This is a genomic window from Streptomyces tuirus (assembly GCF_014701095.1).
Classification (GTDB): domain Bacteria; phylum Actinomycetota; class Actinomycetes; order Streptomycetales; family Streptomycetaceae; genus Streptomyces; species Streptomyces tuirus.
Window position 1 is genome coordinate 3,410,363 of record NZ_AP023439.1, and the last position, 15,621, is coordinate 3,425,983.

Below are 15,621 nucleotides of genomic sequence, written 5' to 3' on the forward strand. Positions count from 1 at the left end.
GAGAGGCCCCGCCCTTCGCTCTGCCGTCGGGCGCGGCCGGTCTACGGCTCGAACTTGTAGCCGAGGCCGCGGACCGTCACCAGGTAGCGCGGGGCGCCCGGGTCCGGCTCGATCTTGGCGCGCAGCCGCTTGACGTGGACGTCGAGGGTCTTGGTGTCACCGACGTAGTCGGCACCCCAGACGCGGTCGATGAGCTGCATGCGGGTCAGGACGCGGCCGGCGTTGCGCAGCAGCATCTCCAGCAGGTCGAACTCCTTCAGCGGCAGGTCGATCTTGGTGCCGCCGACGGTGACCACGTGCCGGTCGACGTCCATGCGGACCGGACCGGCCTCCAGGGCCGCCGGCGTGACCTCCTCGGGCTCGCCGCGCCGGCGCAGCACCGCACGGATGCGCGCGACCAGCTCGCGCGAGGAGAACGGCTTGGTGACGTAGTCGTCGGCTCCTATCTCCAGCCCGACGACCTTGTCGATCTCACTGTCCTTGGCGGTCACCATGATGACGGGGACGTTGGAACGGCCGCGCAGCTGGCGGCAGACCTCGGTGCCCGGCAGGCCGGGCAGCATCAGGTCGAGGAGGACGAGGTCGGCGCCGTTGCGCTCGAACTCGTCGAGTCCGTCGGGCCCGGTGGTCGCGACGGCGACCTCGAAGCCCTCCTTGCGGAGCATGTACGACAGGGCGTCGGAGAAGGACTCCTCGTCCTCGACGACGAGCACTCGGGTCACGGAAGGACCTCCGGGGCGGGAAGCGTTTCGTACGCGGTTGATTCGGGGGATGTGGGGGTGGACCGCCCGGCCTCATCGTCGAGGCCCGCGCCTCCTGCGCGCTCGTGTCGGGCGGTCTGCTGATGTGCGCGGTCGCGGGCCGCACCGGCCTCCGGCAGCCGCAGGGTGAAGGTGGAGCCCTGGCCTTCGGCGCTCCACACCGCGACCTCCCCGCCGTGCGAGGCGGCCACGTGCTTCACGATCGCCAGCCCCAGCCCCGTGCCACCGGTGGCACGGGAGCGGGCCGGGTCGACACGGTAGAAGCGCTCGAAGATGCGCTCCTTGTCCTTGTCGGAGATGCCGATGCCCTGGTCGGTGACGGCGATCTCGATGTGATCGCCGCCGGGCGCGTTCACACTGCGGGCCGCTATGCCGACGCGGGTGCGGGCGGGCGAGTAGTTGACCGCGTTCTCGACGAGGTTGCCGAGGGCGGCGGCGAGCTGGCCGCGGTTTCCCCACACGCGCAGGTCGGCGGTGCCGCCCGCCCGTCGCCCGCCGCCACCCTGATCGAGCCCTTCGGGCGACCATACATTCGAGGCCATGGTGATCTGTTTGGCGCCGGCCTGGTGCCGGCAGCGGTCGACGGCCTCGGCGACGAGTTCGTCGACGCGGACCGGCTCTGCGTCCTCCAGCGGGTCGTCGTTCTGCACCCGTGAGAGGTCGATGAGCTCCTGCACCAGGCTGGTCAGCCGGGTGGCCTCGATCTGCATGCGCCCGGCGAACCGCTCGACGGCCTCGGGGTCGTCGGAGGCGTCCATCACGGCCTCGGAGAGCAGCGACAGGGCGCCCACCGGCGTCTTCAGCTCGTGGCTCACGTTGGCGACGAAATCGCGCCGGACCGCCTCGATGCGGCGGGCCTCGGTCAGGTCCTCCACGAGCAGCAGCACCAGCCGGGAGCCCAGCGGCGCGACCCGCGCGGAGACGGCCAGGGCCTCTCCGCGTCCGGTGCCGCGCCGCGGCAGGTCGAGCTCGACCTGGCGTATCTCGCCGTCCCGGCGGGTGTCCCGCGCCATCTGCAGCATCGGTTCGACGGCGAGCTTGCCGCCGCGGACCAGGCCGAGGGCGTACGCCGCCGAGCTGGCCTTGACCACGGCGTCCGCCTCGTCGAGGACGACGGCGGACGACCTGAGGACCGACAGCACCGTGTCCACACCCGGCGGGAGCACCGCGTCGGTGTGCAGGGAGCTGCGGGTGGGGCGATTCTGCTCGCGCTCGCTCCACCGGAACGCCAGCACGGCGATGACACCGGTGAGCACCCCGGCGATCGCTGCCGCTGCGGCGACCGCCGCGTTCACGTCCATGCACCCAGGTTAGGCATGGCTCCGGCACCCTCCACAGCTGTCGGGGTGCGAGCTCGAACACTCGTCGCCCAGAGTTCACCTTGGAGCCAGTATTGGTTCATTTGGGATGACGGAAACGGACGCGTACGGGGCGGAACGTGGGAGCGTGGGGTTCGGACCGTTGGTAATACGACGGTCGTACCGCCGGTTGTCCGGTGGGCCCCGGCACGTTCGGCGGGCCCCGGCCCGATGAACCCCCGACACAGACGTACGAGAGGGAAAGCCTGATGCGGGACGCGTACCACGAGGAACTGGACTCGATAAGCGACAGTCTGGTGGAGATGGCCCGGCTGGTCGGGTCGGCGATCGGGCGCGCCACGACCGCGATGCTCGACTCCGATCTGAAGCTGGCCGAGGCCGTCATCGAGGGCGACCAGAAGGTCGACGAGCTCCAGCACGACCTGGAGGCCCGGGCCATAGCCCTGCTGGCGCGGCAGCAGCCGGTGGCGACGGACCTGCGCATCGTCGTCACGTCGCTGCGGATGTCGGCCGACCTGGAGCGCTCGGGCGACCTCGCCCAGCACGTGGCGAAGCTCGCGCGCCTGCGCTACCCGGACCGCGCGGTGCCGAGCGACCTGCACGCCACCATCCTGGAGATGGGCCAGCTCGCGCAGCGCCTGATGGCGAAGGCCGCCGAGGTGATCATCACCAAGGACGTCGACCTGGCGCTCCAGCTGGAGCAGGACGACGATGAGATGGACCTGCTGCACCGCACCCTCTTCCAGCACCTGATGGACGACCGCTGGAAGCACGGCATCGAGACGGCCGTGGACGTCACCCTGCTCGGCCGCTACTACGAGCGGTTCGCCGACCACGCCGTGTCGGTCGCCAAGCGTGTGGTGTACCTGGTGACGGGTGAGCACGCGGACGAGCTCCAGACAGACGCGCAGCCGGAGATCCAGGCGGTCACGGGAGCGGAGAGCGCCTGACGATACGGATGCCTGGTGCCGGGTGTCGGCCGGAGCGGGTGCCGGGTGCCGGCCGGGGGCGGGTGCCAGGGCGGGTGCCGGGGGCGGGCGGGGATCGGCTGGGGCGCGTGGGCGCCTCAGTGCGCCGTTGATGCGCCCGGCGGAGCGGGCATCCAATGGGCACAGGCACCAGCCTCGAGGAGGGACCCATGGCCGAATCCCCCAGTACGACGCCCGACCCCGCCCGGCAGCGCGAGACCGAGCAGCCCGCCGAGATCAGGAGCCTTCCCCTGATCGCCGCGTGCGGCTGCGGCTCGGGCTGCGGCTGCGGGTGCCAGTCGGGCAGCCCCTGCCAGTGCGGCTGACGCCGACGCGTTGTCGTCCGTACGAGCGTTGTCGTTCGTACGACCCTTAGTTCGCAGGACCTGTAGGGCCCGGCCGGTCTCGCCGGGCCCTACGGCGTGGGGTCGCTCTCGTGGCCGTACGGGCGGAGCATGAGAGGGAGGCAAGGCGGCGCGGGCGAGCGCCGTGCCGGAAAGGAGACGCGAGGCATACCCAAGTTCATGGATGTCCATCGCGGCATGAAGGGCATCACGGAGGAGCAGCTGCGTGAAGCCCACAACGCGGACCTCGCCATAGAGAAGGACGAGCAGGTCCACTTCGAGATGGCCTGGGCGGACCCGGAGTCCGGCCACGTCTACTGCCTCTCCGAGGCGCCCTCGGCCGAAGCGGTCCAGCGCATTCACGAGCGGGCCGGGCACCTGGCGGACGAGGTGCACCCCGTGCCGTTGACCGTCCGGTGATCTGCCGCGTGCGGCCCGTCAGCGGCGCCCGCGCCGGTCGGCGTTGAGGCGGGCCGCCTGGCGGGTCAGATAGTCGCGTTCGGCGAGGTTCGGAGCCTTGCGGGCCGCCTCGGCGTACAGACGTGCGGCTGTCTCCGGGTCGCCGTCGCGCTCGTGGAGGTACGCCGCCACCGCGGAGTAGCGGGGCAGGGAGTCGTCCAGCGCCGCGAGCGCCGCCAGTCCGGCGCGCGGTCCGTCGGCCTCACCCACGGCCACCGCGCGGTTGAGCCGGACGACCGGGTTGTCCGTCAGGCGCAGCAGCTCGTCGTACCACTCCACGATCTGCACCCAGTCGGTCTCCTCGGCGGTGAACGCGTCGGCGTGGAGCGCCGCGATGGCGGCCTGGGCCTGGAACTCGCCCAGCCGGTCACGGGCGAGTGCCCCCTGCAGGATCCCGATGCCCTCGGCGATGGCCGCGGTGTCCCACCGGCTGCGGTCCTGCTCGGCGAGCGGCACCAGGCTGCCGTCGGGCGCGGTACGGCCGGCGCGCCGGGCGTGGTGGAGCAGCATGAGCGCCAGCAGCCCCGCCACCTCGGGGTGGTCGATCGTGCCCGCGAGCTGCCGGGTGAGCCGGATGGCCTCGGCGGAGAGGTCGATGTCACCGGAGTAGCCCTCGTTGAAGACCAGGTAGAGGACGCGCAGCACGGTCGCGACATCGCCGGGCTGGTCGAACCGCACGCCGGAGACGGTGCGCTTGGCCCGGCTGATGCGCTGCGCCATGGTCGCCTCGGGCACCAGATAGGCCTGGGCGATCTGCCGTGTGGTGAGCCCGCCGACGGCGCGCAGGGTGAGCGCGACCGCCGACGAGGGGGTCAGGGAGGGGTGGGCGCACAGGAAGTAGAGCTGGAGCGTGTCGTCGGCGTCGGGCGTGGGCCCGGGCGCGGGCTCCTCGTCGACCAGGTCCTCACGCCGGCGGCGGGCGCTGTCGGCCCGCGCCTGGTCGAGGAACTTGCGCCAGGCCGCGGTGACCAGCCAGCCCTTCGCGTCCCGGGGAGGGTCGGCCGGCCACACGCGGAGCGCCTCGATCAGCGCGTCCTGGACGGCGTCCTCGGCCGCCGCGAAGTCGGCTCCGCGGCGGACGAGGATCGTGAGCACGCTCGGAGTGAGGCTGCGGAGCAGTGCCTCATCCATGGGCGGAGCACTCCGGGATGGTGGGCGGCGCCGTCAGGAACGGACGCACCTCCAGCCACTCGTGGATCGGCTTCCCGCCCGCGCCGGGGGCGGCGGACAGCTCCCCGGCGAGCTCGACGGCCCGCTCGTAGCTGTCGACGTCGATGATCATCCAGCCGGCGATGAGGTCCTTCGTCTCGGCGAACGGGCCGTCGGTGACCGGCGGGCGCCCCTCACCGTCGTACCGGACCCACGCCCCCTCGGCGGCGAGGGCCTGCCCGTCGACGAACTCGCCGGTCTTCTCCAGCCGGGCCGCGAAGTCGTTCATGTACTGGATGTGCGCAGAGATCTCCTCCGGCGTCCACTGGTCCATGGGCACGTCGTTCACCGCTGCCGGGGCGCCGCGGTAGTGCTTCAGAAGCAGGTACTTGGCCATCGTCTTCTCCTCGGTGCTGTGCGACCCATCCTGGTCGCCTTCACCCCGGGAACGGAGCCGGACGCGGGTTCTCGACATCGCCGCCGAATTTTTTTTTCTCAGCTGTTTCCGTTCACTGCCCGACGCGGCCGTCGATGCGCTCGCGCAGGAGGTCGGCGTGGCCGCAGTGCCGCGCGTACTCGGCGATCTGCGCGACCAGGATGTCGCGGAGCTGGACCTGTCCGCCCTGCTCGGGGCCGTAGTCGGAGAAGCCGGCGTTGCGGGTGGCGAGGTCGGTGACGCCGGCCAGGAAGCGGTCGGTGCGCTCGATCTCGGCACGCCACGCCCGCCAGGCCTCGTCCACGACCGCCTGGTCGGCGACAGCACCGTTGAAGTCGCCGTCCCGGTCCTCCTCCGTGCGGTACAGCTTCGGCGCGTCCTCGCCGGCCATCACCCGCCGGAGGTGCCGCTCGTCCTCGGTCAGGTGCCGCACCAGCCCGAGGAGGGACATCGTGGACGGCGGGACGGAACGCCGGGCCATCTGCTCGGCGTCGAGTCCCGCGCACTTCATCTCGAACGTGAGGCGGTAGTTGCGCAGGTAGTCGAGGAGGATGCCGCGTTCGTCGACGGGCTGGGCGTCGGTCTCGCGGGGGTCGTCGTCGGGGTCGACCCACATGTCGGGGTGGACGGTCGCCCGCGTCCACCGCGTCATGTCCGAGGCTTGTGCCATCACCGCTTCGCCGGGGTGTTCACCAGAGACCATGCGGGCATGGTGGACCGGCGGGAGCGGTGCCGCCACCGAATATCGGGCTCACGGGGGTCGGACGTGCGTCAGCAGGGGCGGGCAGCCGACGTGGATGGTGCCGAGCGCGAACAGCCGAGCAGTCGAGCAGGATGAGGACGGGCAACTGCTGTGCTCCACCGAGCAGTTCGGCCAGCCCGGCCGGCACGGTTGTCGTCGAAGGCGGCGGCCTGGGGCAGGTAGTGGCCATCGGGGTCACGGTCACCGTCCGGCTGCTCCCCGGGGGTTGTCGGCACCCGGTGGCAGGATGCCGTGCCATGACCGCACCGATCAGTGAGTCGTGGACGCGCATCGAGAACTGGCTGGCCGAGCACGCCCCGGCGACCTACGCCGGGCTGGCGCCGCCCGCGGATCCGGCAGACATCGCCGCGATCGAACACGTCGTCGGCCGGCCACTGCTGAAGCCCTTGGTGATGTCGCTGGCGCGGCACGACGGTCTCCTCGACCAGCGGGGCTCGCTGCTGCCGGGGTTCTACAGGCCTATGAGCGCACGCGAGATGGCGGCTGCGTGGCAACTTCTCACCGGCTTCCACGACAAGCGCACGGCGGATGAGAAGGGAGAGGAGGCGGACTACGACTTCATGAGGACCGGGTCCAGCAGCGTCCTGTACGGACACCTGCAGTTGATCCCCATCGCACGGCACCCCGGCGGAGGTCATCTCGTGCTGGACCACCGTCCCGAGATCGACCGGGGGCGCGTCCACGAAGCCGAGGCCGTGGAAGGCATCATGCGCGTATCGCACGAGATGTGGACGTCCCTGCCTTTGCTCATGGAGGCGATCGCCACGTCACTTGAGACCTCCCGGCCCCTCAACGGCTATACGCCGGTAGTGGATGAGGAACAGAGGCTGCACTGGGAATTCGAAGGGGCGGGTCATTCCGCCCCCGCCCGCCACCGCTGAGCCGTGCCGCCGGTCAGCGGCTCCAGCGACAGCTCGCCGCCCCTGTCCGGAGTGACCGCCGTCTCGATGGCGATCGCCGGGCGGATGACCCCGTCGGAGTCGACCGTGAAGCGCAGGTTGTCGCCGTTGTCGCCGTCGACCGAGTCGCAGTCCCAGATGCCTACGCCCTTCTCGACGGAACCGCGGCTGTCCAGGCAGTAGTCGGGGTCCGCGGACGACTGCACGACACCGCGGCCGGTGTCGACGCGCCAGCGCTGGGTGGGGGCGGCGGTGCAGGGGGCGGTGACGACGTCGGTGCCGTTGTCGAAGTCGCCGTACACCTCCAGACACCGGCCCGAGGCGACGTTCACGACCTGGGCGTACCTGCCGCTCGGGGCGTGAGCCGTGGGGGAGGGGGACGGACGGTGGCTGGGGCGCGGGGGCCGTGTCGTCGGGCTCGGGCTCGGACTCCGCGTGGGAGAGGGGGACTTGGAGGTCCGGGACGGCGACGGTGTCGCGGACACCGTCGCCGTGACCGTGACCGGCGGCGCGGTCGTGGGCGTGCCGACGGCGCCCGCTGAGCGGTGGTCCGCGGTGTCGCCCGAGGGCAGCATGAGGATCACCAGGGGGACCAGGGCCACGCCGAAGGCCGCGGAGGCCAGCAGTAAGCGGCGGGACGGAGGGCGCCGCGACCCCGTGCCGCCGGCGACGACCCGGGGCTCGGGGCCCTGCCGGGTCGTGTACGCCGGACCGGACCACGGCAGCAGGCCCTCTGCCAGGGCCGCGCGCGGGGTGTCCCGCAGGGTCGTCAACTCCTCGTGCGCGGCCGTGCAATGCGGGCATTGCGCCATGTGCGCGTGCAGGTCGGCACTGTGGCGGGGGGCGTCCGCCCGCGTCGACTCCTCGATCAGGCGGCGGAAGTCCGCGCAGCGCGGGTCGTCGGAGGCAGCCAGGCGCGACTTGATACACGCCTGGGCCATCGCCTGGAGGGCCTGCGCTGTCCCGTACACCACGTCCTGGGGGGCGAGGTCGAGGAATGCGGCCGTGCGGTCCTCGGGCTCGTCGTCCACGACGGCGTACCAGAGGAGGCCCTGGGTGCGGGAGGGCAGGGCGTGGAACGCGGCCAGCAGAGGCGGCAGTGGGCCCCCCGGGGTGCCGGTGGTGTTCAGGACCAGCAGCAGGCCAGGGTCCAGGCCGGCGGAGCGGTCGTCGTGAGCCCAGGAGGCGGCCAGCCGGGCGGTCAGCAGCAGGAGGTGGTGGCGGAGCGGGACGCGGGGTTCCACACCGTGTGCCGTCTCGCGGGCCGCCGCCGTGAAGGTCTCGGCCACCAGCCGCCGAGCCGCCGACTCGCTCGCGGTGCACAGCCGGGCGTAGGCGAGGGCCGCCGGGCGGTGCCGTCGGTGGAGCTCCCGCAGCGCCGCGTAGGCGGTGGCGGTGTCGCCGCGCAGCAGTACGGTAAGCCGCGCGTCCGGCGCCTCGCCGTACGGCCCGCGGCCCGCGTCCCCGGCAGTGTCGCCGCCCTGAGCCATCCTCGCCCCTCCTCGCCCGCCACCCATCCCCAGTGCTGACGTACCAGCCAGTTTGGGGTGCCCACATGGTGGCGGAGGCGGCCCTCCCGGAAAAGAGAGTTACCTCAGGTAACTTGTCGGGGTTTCGGCAACCGGGAAGCGGACCTCCGAAAAGCGGCCCGGCGGTCCGGCGTCGTGGGCACCCACAGATGGCCCCAGGATGCGGACAAGCCCCCCATCTGCCGTGAAACAGCAGGTGGGGGGCTTGTTCGTGCGGGCTTACTTCTTCTTGCCCTGGGTGTTGTCGGGGATCTCGGGGAGCTGGGTCTTCGCTGGTCAGGTGCGGCGGGATCGTGCGCCTGGTGGTCGTCGTTTGTCGTCATTGACCACCGCCGAGCGGCCTCGGACGACCCAGGGACGGCCCAGCCAGCACCGTCATGAGCGTCGGCCTATCGCGTTGCGTAGCGCCTCGAACCAACCCATGACGACCCACCTCAACCGCCAGAACCGGCCTCTCCGCCTGCCCTGTTGCTGCGGTTCCGGAGGCGCCGGCATGCGCGGAAGTCGGGGAGGAGTAGAGACACGTGGGCTTCGGCTTCGTCGACCTCCACCACTGTGCAGATGGCAGTAGCCGTTCCATCCGGCCGGGTTTCCGCAGGCTCGTCCCTGCCGTGTCACCCCAGCGCAACGCCCCATGAAGCGAGTCTGGCAGAGCCTGCGCAGGGAGGGTTCGGCTGTGGGGCAACTGCTCCAAGAGCTGCTGCGTTTCGCCCAGGAGCCATCAGCTTGGGAAGCTGCGTTCTTTCAGGGCCCGTTGGCGGGCCGACCTGGCAGAACCGCTTTCTCGCGGTTGGGGCTCGGTCGGCCGGTCTCCCCGTTATTCCCCGTTGTTCCCCGAGGGATCTGGTGCGGTAGTGGCGCAGCCCGTGGTGCCCAGACGGGATGAGTTCGGCAGGGCCCACTCATCGAGCCGGATCTTCACCTGGCGGTTGCGATCTGCGTGCCAGATGACCTCGCCGGCGACGGCCCCCATGGCGGGTAGCTCCATGTGATGGGGCATGGCAGTGATCTCTGCGAGACCAAGCGCATTGGACACGCCGTCGATCAGGAGGAAGACGCCGAACGGCTGGCGTGCGACAACCCGACCGCTGACATGAGATCCGAGGGGCAGGGCAGCGACCGTTGACGGCCAGCTGCGGTTTATGGCCTCCGGCGTCGGCACCTGAGAGCGGTCTGGCCAGCTGAACTCGGACATTGACCCATCATGGAGAGTCCGAAGCTAGCTGTCCACAGACGAACGCAGCTGACCGCGAGACCCGCGGGCGCTCGACCTTGCAACACGCTTTCCAACTGTGGTGGTGGCCTGCGGTGCGGTGTGCAGGGGCGTTCGCCTGCGTTCATGGCCGACTGACAGCCGGTGAGGGGGCGACTGCGTGTCCCGCCTGAACGGCCGTGAACGGGGCTGAATGAGACGGGAACTGAGACGGCGCTTGGTCTGACGCAGTGCACGACCTGCCCCTTCGTGCAGTGGTCTGGGCTGCTGGCCGTCGGGTCACACTTCCCGCTGCTTTGGTGGATTGGCCAGGGCCAAGACAACGGGTACGACGTGGGCTCGGTGTTTCGCTATGGGGCGGGCGGCTTAACTCGGGAGTCCGAGCGTAGCGACCCCAGCTGATGAAGGCGTTGGCGCTCTCGGATCACCGCTACAGAAGTTCAATCCGAGTTTGCCTGTTGGCACACGTCCCGGTGCTCACGGCCGTTGCCCTGCTTAATCTCCTTGATTTGCAGTGGAAAGCAAGCTCGTGAGAGTGACCGATTGAGGTTCAAATCAGGGGGTTGACTTCGGTTCTAGGACTACAACTTCGTGTCCCATTGCGACGACGAGTTCTCCAGACGATCCAAAGGTCATTTCGGCCACATCATAGGGGAACGTCCAGTCGTCCAGTTCTGCTGTGGATTCTAGATCCCAAATCCGAACCTTATTGTCGTACGCGGACGCGATAATCATGCTTCCGTTAAGAACTCCGAGGCTGGACACTGCCCCCGCCCCCCGGTCGCTTTCGGCGAAGATTGTGCGGTATTTGATCCCGGACTCCAAGTCCCAGACGCACACTGTTCCATCTGTATGGCTGCTGGTAGCGTAAGGTCTCCCCAAAAGGAGCCTGGCTGCCACGTGACTCACCGGAGCCATAGGCCTTTCGCAGAGGTTTCGCTCCGTGCCGGCCGCTTCATTCCAGATGCTCACTTCTCCGCTGTGTGCGTAACCGTTGGCGTACCGATTGCGCGCTACCGCGATGATTGGTCCTTCGCTCCATTCGACGCAAGCAAGTCCGTCGATGGACGTGCCCGGCTGGTCGCTTAGAGCGACCTCCACGGCGTCTGTGCTCAGGCCTAGCGACTCGAGACGACTTCCGATGCCCATAACCGCCGTCGGCCTACCGCCGAGTACCGTGTACAACAGAGGGCGTACATTAGTGGGTTCGACTTCGAGAGCTTTTAGCTCCACACCTCTCTCGTAGTCCCAAAACCGGATCATGTCCGAACCTCCGCCCGATGTGACCACTACGGGCTGTCCGTCCCACTGTCCATGGGATATGGAGAGGACTCCCAAGCGATGCGCAGCCATGGTTGCCTGGACGTTTCCGGTTGCGAGATTCCATACCAGCACTGTGCCGTCGCTGCACCCTGTGATCGCCACAGAGTGGTTATCTTTTGTCACGCAAACCATCGCCTGGATTGCACCCGAGTGCCCTTCGGTGGAATCCTCGGTGGGGGCGTGATTCAAATCCCATACCCGTACTTCCTGGTCATAGCCGGATGTGATAGCTACTGGTTTGCCTCCCACTTCGCCACAAGCGACGGCATAGACGTGCCGCGTGTGACCTGCCAAGACCCTAGGCTGGGTTTGTCTGTCGAGATTCCATATCCTCACTCGGCCTGAGGGCTCGCCACAGATCGCAACGGGTGTCTTTTCGACTACTGAGGTCGCCATGTGCTCTGTCCCTGGCAGGTCATAGTCTGTGAGTTTTTGATGGCGATTCGACCCGCTCAAGTCCCAGAGGCTCAATCCGCGGCCGACAGACACAACGACAGGCCTTCCGTCCACGAAGGCACAGTCAATGGAGCGGCACCAGCTACCGGTATCGAACTCATACTTTTTGGTGCCGGAGGTCAAATCCCACACGTCAACGACACTGTCTCGGCCTCCGATGGCGGCGACAGGGGAGCCGTTCACGAAGATGCAGGCCACACTTTCGATAAACTGCGCACGCCCGGAAAAGGCGTGGCGTTGAGTGGCCGTTGCGAGGTCCCATACCTGCACTGTGCCGTCTATGCATCCCATAACCGCCAAGGGAACGCCGTCGAGCGTCGTGCAAGCAATAGCTGAGACGTGAGTTGGCGATTCCTGTTCTGAGGGTTGCCGCAGTACGGCCCGCTCGCTGCCCGCACGGAGGTCCCACACTCGAACGGAACCATCACGCGAGCTGCTTACAGCAATTGGAACCCCGTCAACCTCGCTGCACGCCACGGCATCGATGATGTGGCGGTGTCCCGTGAGGACGTGACGCTCTGAGTTGGTGTCAAGGTCCCAGACGCGCACGGTCATATCGCCGCTCGCACCGCCGGTGACAGCTACGGGAGTACCATCGATCGATGTGAATCCCACAGCCATGACCCAACCGGTATGACCCACTAGTGTCGCACGCAGTGCCGCACTGATTTGCGCTCCCGAGGCCCATCGCACCTGCCAATGCTCATCTTGGGAAAGCGCATGGGCCAGTGAGCGGTCGCCAAGGCGCATCGCATCCACCGACAGAACCGACCGCCGGCCGGCAGGCTCCAGTCCAGCATGACGGCCAGCGGAGGCCCTATACATCGCTCTGAGCTGTCGTCCTCTTGAGGTCACTACTTTCTGCAATGCTTGCAGCAACTGATGCGGGGCCGCCAACACCAGGTACTCGCGATCGTTCAGCAGTTCATCGACGCGACCGACATGCATCGCGTGGATGGCGAGATGGCGCAAGGTATAGGGATGAGCCCGGCTCCAATCGCGCCGCCCGTCAATTGATCGCGGAACGCCGCCAAGCAACACATCCACGAACGCCTTTTGCACGGCGTCCTCATCGCACCCACGCTTGAGATGCTCTGCGAGCGCAATATGGTACAGCCGGTAGACGGAGCGCCCGTCCTCTGTGGCCTCTACTACGTAGGAGCCGGCGTTGCGTTTGAGCCACAGCAGGTCGTCGTTACCGTAGGCGCGATCGGAAATCCGTGAGGCGAGGGGGCCCCAGATGTCTTCCCACGGCAGGCCCTGCCCTTCGGCGTAGGCAAGGGCCCGCAGTAGGTCTCGTGCCCGGACGGCATGGTCGCCAAGGCGCGTGTCAAGGTCCCGTGCCATGGCTGCGTCTGCACTGCGCGGGAGAGCAGCGCGCCATGCGTGGTCGCTCGGATCGGCGAAGGACGGCTCGGCGGCCAGGGTGCCGGAGACGATACGGGCGACAAGGAACGAGGGGACAGCAGCCTCTGCAACCGCTTCCGCTACTTCGGCGGTGAGACGGGGAGGGGCTTGAAGGTATGGGGTTCCAGGAACAGACTCCAGCAGCCCGCGTAGAGCGTACGCAGCGATTGCCCGCCGGTCGACGTGAGCTGGGTCGTCCAGGTTGATCACGGGTATTTCAGTCGACAGGTGTCGCAGGAGGTGCGGGCGGGTGCCAAGCAGCATGCGCACGCGTCCCTGGCCGTGCTCCAAGAGCGGCCGGATAAGTTGTGTCAGCAGGGTGTCAGGTGTAGCGGCCTCATCCAGCGCGTCAATGATTACGGTGAGTGGCCGTGCTTGCCCGGCTAGGGCGTCCACCAGATCACCGGGAACGGCGGCGGCGGTGCGGGCCGCCGCAGCAAGAGCGCGCAGTACTTCGTCGTTGGTCAACGCCTGCGCGTAGATGGCCACGTCTACCGATCCTGGCGCCGGTATCTCATGTGACTGCAGAGCCAGGAGGTGAAGAGGTACTGTGTTCCGTTGCTCGGGGTGACACAGAGCGGCGGTGAGGCCGAGGACCGCAGTCTTGCCGGACCCAGGCCCGGCCGTGACGACGAGTCCTGCCCGACCAGGGCCCGGCCGGACCAGCCAGTCGGTGATGTCGGACATCACCTCGTGGCGCCCCGTGAACCACCACTGCTCGGTGTCGCCGATGTAGCCCATGGCTCGTATGAGCATGCGCCGCGTGAACTCCGTGTCCCGGCGCTGGGACTGTGCGTCCCACTCTGCGGCGTGCTGGATAGCGAGATCCACCTCATGTGGCCCGGCGTCATGGCGTGGGTTGGGGAAGAAGTTGGGTAGCGCGCCGGTAAGTTTGGCCGCGTCCCATTCGATGCGCTGGGTCGGGGGCTTGGCCGGGTCGGCGTTCATGTGAGTGACGAGCGCCCCAAGATCCAAGGTCGGCGGTCGCTCGCCGGCGGTGGCCCGACTCTCGACTGCGGCTTCCAGGAGGTCGGGGAAAGCGCCCTCGATCGCCTGCTGCGCGGGCTGAGCGGAGGCGATAACGGCGATGCCTGACGGATCGTCGTCGATGCTGCGGCGCAGGCTTTCCAAGGCCGCTGAGATGGAATCGCTTCCCCCCTGACCCGAGTGGCAGGTGTCCAGGATCAGCAATAGCTGCGTGATCTTGGTGTCGTCGGTGAGGGCGGCCGCGATCTGTGCCGTGGGCAAGGCCAATTTAGGCTTTGCCAGGTCAGCGTCGGCAGGGAAGAACATGTGACGCCGTGGTGTGGAACCGATGAGCTGGCCGTGCCCGGCTAGGTATACGGCCACGATGTCGTCAGGGCGCCGGTCAGGGTCCGTGGCAAACCGGTCGAGGTGCTGCAGCAGCGAGTTTCGGTCAGGGTCTAGGCCTAGGTCGCTGACATGCGTGTAGCCAAGCCGCTGGGTGAACAGGGCGATGATCTTCTGCCGTGCCGCTACGAGGCCGGGCCGGTCACCGTCTGGGGAGCGCTGGTGGTGAGCCACCGCGGTCGCAATGAGGAAACGTCGCGGGTGCTGTCCCTGCGGAACCGTCCCAGTCAACGCAGCACCGCCGATAGTGCTGCTCCTGTCTCCCGTTTCCCTAGATAGTGGGTGGCGTCGTGGGCGTGGGAGCCATTGGGAACCAACTGACAGACCACGCGTGCGCCGAAGCGGGGGCGCAGGTCTTTGACCAGCGCCACGATGTCCGTCCTGTCGGCGATGTTGGTCCAGCTCAGTGTGTCGCTACCCGGCCAGGCTCCGATGCCGTCCGCAGGTGCGGGATCTAGCTGATCGAAGATCAGATTCCTGATTCCGAGGGGCGAACCGAGGGTAATGAGGGCCCGTACCCCATGGTCTGGCAGCGCGCATAGGGTCTCGTAGGCCACCACGGAGCCCAGAGAATGTGCCACCACGGCGACGGTGTCCGCCCCAATCAATGCCCGCAGCCGTGCACGGGCTGCAGCCCGCAGCCCCGGTTGGGTGAGGTAGCGGCGAACCTGCTTCAGGTCGAAGATCAGCGCCCGTTCGGCCAGTCCAGCAAAGAATCTGGATTGGGACAACGCGATCAAAGCACTTTGCACCGATATGGATATGCCGCCCAGCGTGCCCTCTGCTGCGGGGGCCATCACTTGGGGTTCGACCTCGGCGGCTTGTGCCCACCACGCCATCAGGGCATCGGTCTCCCATCCGGGCTCGACGTCCGGCGCAGAAAAGAACGGGTCGGCACCAGCTAGCGTGCGGCGCGGAGGGAGGAAGAGGTCGCCGTAGAAGGCCATGGCCACGTCGCCGGAACCTAACAGCCCCGGCGCCCCGGCACGCGTGAGGCCGTCCTGTAGGGCTGGCAACCAGTCCTTCAACAGCTGTTCTTCCCCTAACTGCTGGCTTCCGACACCGTGTAGACACACAACGCGCGCCACTGAGCCTCCCCCCTCGCTGTGCCACAGAGAATCAACTCTATAGCGACGTGACCGCCATGGGACGGTCCGCTACTCCTTAGCGTAAATCCGACACACCGAAGCGTGCATCCCGACAGCAGCTTGGTCTTCCGCTATG

13 protein-coding genes are annotated in these 15,621 nt (G+C 68.2%); 4 read left to right on the forward strand and 9 right to left on the reverse strand.

Annotated elements, in window-relative coordinates:
- Positions 1 to 41 precede the first annotated feature (41 nt).
- Both IGS69_RS15540 and IGS69_RS15545 read right to left on the reverse strand, forming a co-directional pair.
- Entirely contained in the window at positions 42 to 722 is a 681-nt protein-coding gene (locus IGS69_RS15540; RefSeq protein WP_030243122.1) for a response regulator transcription factor, read from the reverse strand.
- Positions 719 to 2,062: a sensor histidine kinase gene (locus tag IGS69_RS15545; protein WP_190900257.1), complete on the reverse strand. Its 1,344-nt coding sequence runs from the start codon at positions 2,060 to 2,062 to the stop codon at positions 719 to 721. Before IGS69_RS15545 ends, IGS69_RS15540 begins: the two co-directional genes overlap by 4 nt.
- A 266-nt stretch (positions 2,063 to 2,328) precedes the next feature.
- On the opposite strand from IGS69_RS15545, the gene phoU reads away from it, so the two are divergent.
- The 3 genes from phoU (at position 2,329) to IGS69_RS15560 (ending at position 3,812) form a co-directional block, all read left to right on the forward strand.
- Entirely contained in the window at positions 2,329 to 3,030 is a 702-nt protein-coding gene (gene phoU, locus IGS69_RS15550; protein ID WP_190900259.1) for a phosphate signaling complex protein PhoU, read from the forward strand.
- Between the two features lie 188 nt (positions 3,031 to 3,218).
- A complete protein-coding gene (locus IGS69_RS15555) occupies positions 3,219 to 3,374 on the forward strand; it encodes a hypothetical protein (RefSeq protein ID WP_167345925.1) in 156 nt (51 codons plus the stop codon).
- Positions 3,375 to 3,560: 186 nt separating this feature from the next.
- Positions 3,561 to 3,812 (forward strand): SCO4226 family nickel-binding protein, encoded by a 252-nt coding sequence (locus IGS69_RS15560; RefSeq protein ID WP_190904509.1) that lies wholly within the window; start codon positions 3,561 to 3,563, stop codon positions 3,810 to 3,812.
- Positions 3,813 to 3,830: 18 nt separating this feature from the next.
- Here the strand turns inward: IGS69_RS15560 and IGS69_RS15565 are convergent, their stop codons facing one another.
- The 3 genes from IGS69_RS15565 to IGS69_RS15575 form a co-directional block, all read right to left on the reverse strand.
- The gene (locus IGS69_RS15565) at positions 3,831 to 4,982 is read right to left on the reverse strand and encodes an RNA polymerase sigma factor (protein ID WP_190900261.1); all 1,152 of its coding nucleotides are present in this window, start codon (positions 4,980 to 4,982) and stop codon (positions 3,831 to 3,833) included.
- Positions 4,975 to 5,397, reverse strand: coding sequence for a YciI family protein (locus IGS69_RS15570; protein ID WP_190900262.1), 423 nt, complete (start codon positions 5,395 to 5,397; stop codon positions 4,975 to 4,977). Before IGS69_RS15570 ends, IGS69_RS15565 begins: the two co-directional genes overlap by 8 nt.
- A 112-nt stretch (positions 5,398 to 5,509) precedes the next feature.
- The gene (locus IGS69_RS15575) at positions 5,510 to 6,139 is read right to left on the reverse strand and encodes a DinB family protein (protein WP_232543529.1); all 630 of its coding nucleotides are present in this window, start codon (positions 6,137 to 6,139) and stop codon (positions 5,510 to 5,512) included.
- 296 nt (positions 6,140 to 6,435) lie between these two features.
- Between IGS69_RS15575 and IGS69_RS15580 the strand changes: the two genes are divergently transcribed.
- Positions 6,436 to 7,080, forward strand: coding sequence for an SMI1/KNR4 family protein (locus tag IGS69_RS15580; RefSeq protein WP_190900264.1), 645 nt, complete (start codon positions 6,436 to 6,438; stop codon positions 7,078 to 7,080).
- Here the strand turns inward: IGS69_RS15580 and IGS69_RS15585 are convergent.
- The 4 genes from IGS69_RS15585 to IGS69_RS15600 all read right to left on the reverse strand — a co-directional run bounded on the left by IGS69_RS15585 (position 7,053) and on the right by IGS69_RS15600 (position 15,485).
- The gene (locus tag IGS69_RS15585) at positions 7,053 to 8,588 is read right to left on the reverse strand and encodes an RICIN domain-containing protein (protein WP_190900266.1); all 1,536 of its coding nucleotides are present in this window, start codon (positions 8,586 to 8,588) and stop codon (positions 7,053 to 7,055) included. The genes IGS69_RS15580 and IGS69_RS15585 overlap by 28 nt on opposite strands.
- 856 nt (positions 8,589 to 9,444) lie before the next feature.
- Entirely contained in the window at positions 9,445 to 9,822 is a 378-nt protein-coding gene (locus tag IGS69_RS15590; protein WP_190900268.1) for a S1 domain-containing protein, read from the reverse strand.
- 573 nt (positions 9,823 to 10,395) lie between these two features.
- Complete coding sequence (locus tag IGS69_RS15595; protein WP_190900270.1) at positions 10,396 to 14,571, reverse strand: caspase family protein; 4,176 nt, start codon at positions 14,569 to 14,571, stop codon at positions 10,396 to 10,398.
- Between the two features lie 53 nt (positions 14,572 to 14,624).
- The gene (locus tag IGS69_RS15600; RefSeq protein ID WP_190900272.1) at positions 14,625 to 15,485 is read right to left on the reverse strand and encodes a hypothetical protein; all 861 of its coding nucleotides are present in this window, start codon (positions 15,483 to 15,485) and stop codon (positions 14,625 to 14,627) included.
- Positions 15,486 to 15,621: the final 136 nt, after the last annotated feature.

What these genes read in the sequence shown, in the direction of transcription:
- IGS69_RS15545 (WP_190900257.1), bottom strand. Translation starts at nt 2,062, where the DNA reads ATGGACGTGAACGCGGCGGTCGCCGCAGCGGCAGCGATCGCCGGGGTG.
- phoU (WP_190900259.1), top strand. Translation starts at nt 2,329, where the DNA reads ATGCGGGACGCGTACCACGAGGAACTGGACTCGATAAGCGACAGTCTG.
- IGS69_RS15555 (WP_167345925.1), top strand. Translation starts at nt 3,219, where the DNA reads ATGGCCGAATCCCCCAGTACGACGCCCGACCCCGCCCGGCAGCGCGAG.
- IGS69_RS15565 (WP_190900261.1), bottom strand. Translation starts at nt 4,982, where the DNA reads ATGGATGAGGCACTGCTCCGCAGCCTCACTCCGAGCGTGCTCACGATC.
- IGS69_RS15570 (WP_190900262.1), bottom strand. Translation starts at nt 5,397, where the DNA reads ATGGCCAAGTACCTGCTTCTGAAGCACTACCGCGGCGCCCCGGCAGCG.
- IGS69_RS15575 (WP_232543529.1), bottom strand. Translation starts at nt 6,139, where the DNA reads ATGGTCTCTGGTGAACACCCCGGCGAAGCGGTGATGGCACAAGCCTCG.
- IGS69_RS15580 (WP_190900264.1), top strand. Translation starts at nt 6,436, where the DNA reads ATGACCGCACCGATCAGTGAGTCGTGGACGCGCATCGAGAACTGGCTG.
- IGS69_RS15585 (WP_190900266.1), bottom strand. Translation starts at nt 8,588, where the DNA reads ATGGCTCAGGGCGGCGACACTGCCGGGGACGCGGGCCGCGGGCCGTAC.
- IGS69_RS15590 (WP_190900268.1), bottom strand. Translation starts at nt 9,822, where the DNA reads ATGTCCGAGTTCAGCTGGCCAGACCGCTCTCAGGTGCCGACGCCGGAG.